Annotated in this window: 3 protein-coding genes; 2 read left to right on the plus strand and 1 reads right to left on the minus strand. The window is 44.0% G+C overall.

Going from position 1 to position 5840, the window contains the following annotated elements:
* Positions 1–142: 142 nt before the first annotated feature.
* Positions 143–2359: an HD domain-containing phosphohydrolase gene (locus tag GXZ17_RS02895; protein WP_409375789.1), complete on the minus strand. Its 2217-nt coding sequence runs from the start codon at positions 2357–2359 to the stop codon at positions 143–145.
* Between the two features lie 568 nt (positions 2360–2927).
* Here GXZ17_RS02895 and malQ point away from each other — a divergent pair.
* Both malQ and mutM read left to right on the plus strand, forming a co-directional pair.
* Positions 2928–5039, plus strand: a complete 2112-nt coding sequence (gene malQ, locus GXZ17_RS02900; protein WP_409375787.1) for a 4-alpha-glucanotransferase — start codon at positions 2928–2930, stop codon at positions 5037–5039.
* A gap of 1 nt (position 5040) precedes the next feature.
* On the plus strand, positions 5041–5838 hold the full coding sequence (gene mutM, locus GXZ17_RS02905; RefSeq protein WP_409375788.1) for a bifunctional DNA-formamidopyrimidine glycosylase/DNA-(apurinic or apyrimidinic site) lyase: 798 nt from the start codon (positions 5041–5043) through the stop codon (positions 5836–5838).
* Positions 5839–5840 lie beyond the last annotated feature (2 nt).

Below are 5840 nucleotides of genomic sequence, written 5' to 3' on the forward strand. Positions count from 1 at the left end.
CTCTAATTCCCTTTTTTTAAAGACAAGGAAAAAAGAGATTTCTCTCCAGGAAAGGGGAGGAAGAAGATTCAAAGACGAGGAGGAAGAAGCAGGTTGTATCCTATATCGGGCGAGAAACCTGGATTACAAGTACGTTCAAAGGTTATAAACAGTCTGAGTTGGTTTTCTCGAGTTGAATAAGAAGGAGAAGAACCTCCACCAGTTCTGGGTCAAACTGAGTGCCAGCGCTTCGCTTCAATTCGGCGACGATTTCCTCTTGAGACATTGCCTTTTTGTAAGGTCGGCCATAACGCATCACTTCATACGCATCAGCAAGAGCAATAATACGGGCTAAAAGAGGAATTTCCTCTTTCTCTAGCCCCCGGGGGTAGCCACTACCATCCCACCACTCGTGGTGGGACCAAATTTCTTCGGCTACATGGGCAAATTCCGGTGTAGCGCGAACTATGCGGTATCCAGATTCAGAGTGTTTCTTTATGAGTTCCCATTCCTCTGGAAGAAGAGGACCTGTTTTTTTCAAAATTTCCTCTGGAAGGGTTATTTTCCCAATATCGTGCAACATGATGGCTAATTTCAATCGGTTTACTTCAGTATCGGGAAGCTGGATTCTTTCAGCAATGGCCAGTCCCACTTTTTGCATACGCTGGGTGTGCAGTTGAGTCTCATAACTTTTAGTCTCTAATGTATTGAGTAAGGCGTTAATGATAGCGCTGCGGGAACTTCTGGTTTCGGCCAGTTTCTGCCGGTACATTTCGCCTTCGGCTCTTCGGAGAACCTCAGTAAGACTTTCTTCTCTGCTTTCCTTAGTGGCAAGGCCCAGAGCTAAAGAAAGGGGCACTTCCTCTACAAATACCCCTTTTGCTTTACTTCTTATTTTCTGACAGACTTTTTGAGCCTCTTTCCAGGAGGTTTCTGGTAGAAGTATAACGAACTCATCACCCCCAAAGCGGGCTATAACATCCTGTTCCCGGCAGGAAGCTTTCAAAACCTGTGCCGCACATCGCAGGAGTTCATCACCACGCTCATGTCCGTAAGTGTCGTTGACCAGTTTTAACCCGTTAACATCTACCATGATGACGCTTATGGGAAGCTGTGTTGCAATATCCAGCCTTTCTATCTCTTTCTCCAGGAAATTTCGGCTATGTACGCCGGTCAGTTTATCATGGAAGTTCAGATAGCGAAGTTCTTCTTCCATTTTCCGACTTTCGGTGATATCGATACCTGCACTGAGAACTGCCACAATGCAATTTTCATCGTCTCTCAAGAGAGCGTTATGCCAGGCAATCAGTCTTTCCTCTCCACTCCGGGTCACAACGGGGTTTTCGATGTGTCCCACCGTTTCATTTTCTCCGGCCATCAATCGGGCAAAAGCATTTTTCACTTCCTCCTGTACCCGAGTCGGGACGCAGACATCAAACCAGTTCTTTCCCACTAATTCTTCTTGAGCATACCCCAGAACTTCTGCCCCTTTGCGGTTTAGCAAGGTCACCTCAGCCTGAGGATTAAGAATGAGGAAAATAACATCGGCGGTATCCAGGTATTTCTGGGCTAAGTCGCGTTCTTTCCGAAGCTCTCGTTCTACTTCCTTATACTTGGTGATATCGATGGAGTAATGAAGATAGATATCGCTACCCAGAGGAACCCATCCGGTTTCCAGAATTCTTCCTTTAAGCTCCACTTCTTCCACTATGGCCTCCTGGCGCTCGAGAGCCTCATCTCCCCTGCAGTAAAGGCAGTGGGCATCGGGGGGTAGGACACCACTTTTTTCAAGCTCTAACTTTTGAGATGCAGAGAGGGTATCTGTCCCATGGAAAGAAAGCCAGCATATATCTCCTACTTTTGACCCTGCAAAAGATTCTGTGGCCTTGTTTTGAGCCAGAATGCGCCGCTCTCGATTGATAAGGGAGGCAGGATAGGGAATACCATCCAGTAGTTTCTGGTAAAATTCTTCAGCCTCTTTGAGGTCTGTAATATCGCGACCGACTCCTACTACTTCTTCGATGGAGCCTTCTTCATTTTTGATGGGAGAAAGAGAGATCTGGAAATATCGTCGCTCCCCGTTCACGAGAATTGACCATTCATACACCACCGATTCACCCCGGAAAGCCTTTTCACTGGCCTCTCGGTGAGCTAGGGAATCTTCTTCACCAAAAATATCCTGAACACTTCTTCCCAGAAAATCCTCGGGGGCAAGATGGTGCCGCTCCAGCCACTGACCATACACTCCGGTGCAGCGCTGTGCTTTATCCAGGGTGAAGACGATATCTTGAACTGAAGAGAGGATGGTTCGATAGCGTGTTTCGCGTTTCTCGAGCTCCTGTGTCAGTAGATGCTCATTCATCGTATCTGGTAGCGCCATCACCGACTCTGGATGTTTCCTTGAGGACCACAAGGGGAACTGGTTGAACTGGTAATCCGGTATTCAGTTTTATATCTGGAAATGAACACGATATTACCACTGACCTTCCTGGTCATCCCGTTTTTAAAAACTTGCTCTATTGGATTAAAAACTCTCCCTTGAGAGTGAACATTAGCGATATGAAAAACCTCCTCAGTAATTTTATCATATGATTCTCTGGGAATCTATCCGGTCAACATTTCTACTACAGATTCCTGTACATTACCTGACTCTCCGTATCAGTAGAAATCACTCATCCACCGGGGAATGAAAGGTGGGTTGCCACTTTTACTTTCTTTTTCTCTTACCACATCCAGAGATTTTTGTAGTATCTCCTCTTCGGAATATTGTGAAATATGGCCGCAAAGAGGCCGGTGTTACCTTATAAAAAAGGGAAAGTTCCCTGGTCTATGACATGTTTGCGATGATAAATGGGGAAAGAGAGATTACCCCAGCTGCTTCTTACAAATACAGAAGAAGAGAGGAATATTTTTCTAATCACCAATCAATTTCCAACCGGGGGTCTCGAATGATGGCGGGTGAGATACAAGATAGTTTTTATCAATTACTTTTAAAATATTCTCGACCGGGCAATAAAAAGCATGGTATGATATTGCAAGGAGAAGTGAGTATGGAAAACTGGGAAGAAAAAGTAAAAAGACTTTCTCACCTTTCAGGAATTCAGCTATATTACTACGATATCAAGGGCAAAAAAGTGGAAGCTTCCCTTACTACCCTTATTTCTCTCTTGCAAGTAATGGGAATAGAGGATTTGTCCGAAACAGGGTTAGAAGAGAAAATAAGAGAAAAAGAAGAAGAAAAAAATAACCCCTTTCCTCCTGTTGTGGTAACCAGTGAAAGAAAACTTTGCTTTGGCCCTCTTTCTCCTCAGAAAGTGGTTTTGATGGTAAAAGGAGAAAAAGGTGAAGAATGGAGAGAAGAGTTTAACATAGAGGAGCATTCCTTTTTAGAGTGGGATTTTCCTCCTTCTATGGAATGGGGATACTATGAGCTCACTTTTCTTCCGGGAGAAAAAGAAGTGGTACATCCTGTTTTTTTAGTTTTTTCTCCCGGTAGTTGTTTTCTCCCTTCTCATAAAATATGGGGCATTCAGGTTCCGGTTTTTTCCCTTGCTACTCTAAAAAGCCAGGGTATTGGAGACTGGAGAGATTTACTGCTTGTAGAGGATAAGTTAAAAAAGGCAGGGGGAGAATTTCTGGGAGTCTTGCCTCTCCATCTTACTGAAAATCGCTCTCCCCACGGTATTAGCCCTTATCTACCTTTGGACCGATTGCTCTGGAACCCCATTTATCTTCCTCTTGAGGAGGTAGCGTCTTTTCTGGGATATGAAGAAAGTAAGAAATATTTAGATGAGCTTTCTCCTCTTTTTTCCTCTTTCTCCCCAGAAAAAGAGATAGATTATGACGGAGTGTGGTCGCTAAAGCAAAAATTCCTGCGCCAGACTTTCGGCCTGTTTTGGGAAAGAAGAAATGAAGATCCCCGCTTTTTAGAGTTGGAATCTTTTTTTCAGGAAGAGAGAATAAAATGGGCTTCTTTCTTTTATGCCTTTGCTGAAGTTCATGGTTTAAATTGGAGAAATTGGCCCTCTCCCTACCGATATAAAGAAAAAAAGGCCGTAGAAGATTATATTCAGGCTCACCGGGAAGAGGTGCTATATCATGCTTATCTTCAATGGTTGATGGAAAAATTTCTCTCTTCCGGTTCTTTTTTGGGGTTCGATTTACCAGTGGGAGCCTCGGCGGGAGGGAGTGAGTGTTTCTTAGAAGAAGATTGTTTTGCTTTTCAAGCTTCCCTGGGAGCTCCGCCTGATGATTTTGCTCCGGCAGGGCAAAACTGGGGATTTCCTCCTCTCTTTCCCGAAAAAGAGAGAAAAAACGGCTATCGGCATTTTATTGCCCTCATTCGTAAAAATATGCAATTTGCTCGCTATCTCCGGGTAGACCATATCCTGGGGTGGCAGCGTCTTTACTGGATTCCCGAAGGGAGCGAGGCTCGGGAAGGAGCGTACGTCGAGAATTTTCTTCCTGATTTACTGGGGATTTTAGCTTTAGAAAGTATGCGGAATGAAGTAACAGTAATTGGAGAAGACCTGGGAACTGTTGACCCTCTTTTAAAAGAGAGTATGCACAAGTTTCAGGTGCTTTCTACCCGGGTGTTTTATTTTGAAAAAGACGCAGAGGGTTTCCCTCTTTCTCCTTCGCAATACCCCCCTCTTTCTCTTGCCACTTTTAACACCCATGATCTTCCTCCTCTGGTTTCCTTCTGGGAAGGTGAGGATATTTTGCTCCGGGAAAAAGTAGGGATGTATGGAGAAGAGGAAGTCCGGGTGTATCTGGGAGAAAGGGAAGAATTTTGCAAAAAAGTGCTTCAAAAGCTTTCCCAGTGGGGATTATGGGAAGAAGGAGGGAGCCTGTGGGAGGCATTGCTGCGCTTTTTGGCTCTCACTCCTTCCTTGATCAAAGTGGTGGGGTTAAACGATGTTTTAGGAGAGAAGAGAATGATTAATCTTCCAGGAACTGTTGATGAATATCCCAACTGGAGACTCCGCCTGCCCATCCAGGAAACTAATCTCGAGGAAGCTCTGTGTCAGATAGGGAGAATTATGAAAGGAGGAGGATAAGATGCCTGAACTTCCTGAGGTGGAAGTAATAAGGAGAGAATTGAAAGAAAAAATTGAGGAAAGCCGCATTCTCTTTGTCCGGGTGGAGGATTCTCAATTTTATCTTCCCTCTGATATGATTTTAGGGAAAAAAATAAACAAGTTAGAGCGGAAAGGGAAAAATTTGTTTTTAGTTCTGGAAGATGAGAGCTCTATATTTTTTCATCTGGGAATGACAGGAAGATTGCTTTTCTCTTCCAGAGAAGAACCTTTTCCCTATCTTAAGGTTCTTTTAGGTTTATCTTCTGGCTTTCTCTCCTTAACCGATCAGCGGAAATTGGGAAAAGTAGCATTGCTAACCAGAGAAGAAACAGAAGAACTTTTACGCCAGGTGGGGATAGACCCTTTGTCTCCTGAATATACCGAGGAAAATTTTGAAAAAGTTTTGAGCGGAAGAAAAATGAGGGTTAAAGACTTTCTCCTTTCTCAGCGCTACATTTCTGGTATAGGTAATATCTATGCTTCAGAAATTCTCTTTCGGAGCTCTATTCACCCCGAGAAAAGAACGAACGATTTGACACCAGAGGAAAAGAAAAAGCTGTTTATCACCATTCCTCAAGTTTTGAAAGAAGCCATTGCTCACCAGGGAACTACTATTCGGAATTACGTCCGCTCAGGGGGAGAGCAAGGAGAGTTCCAGAATTCATTGTTAGTCTATGGAAAGGAAGGAGAGCGGTGTCCCTGCTGTGGAGAAAAAATTGTGAGAAAAAAAATTGCCTCCCGCAGCACTTATTTTTGTCCTCGTTGTCAAATGGGCTAAAG

Origin of the sequence: Candidatus Sordicultor fermentans (assembly GCF_012728195.1) — a bacterium.
Classification (GTDB): domain Bacteria; phylum Atribacterota; class Atribacteria; order Atribacterales; family Caldatribacteriaceae; genus Sordicultor; species Sordicultor fermentans.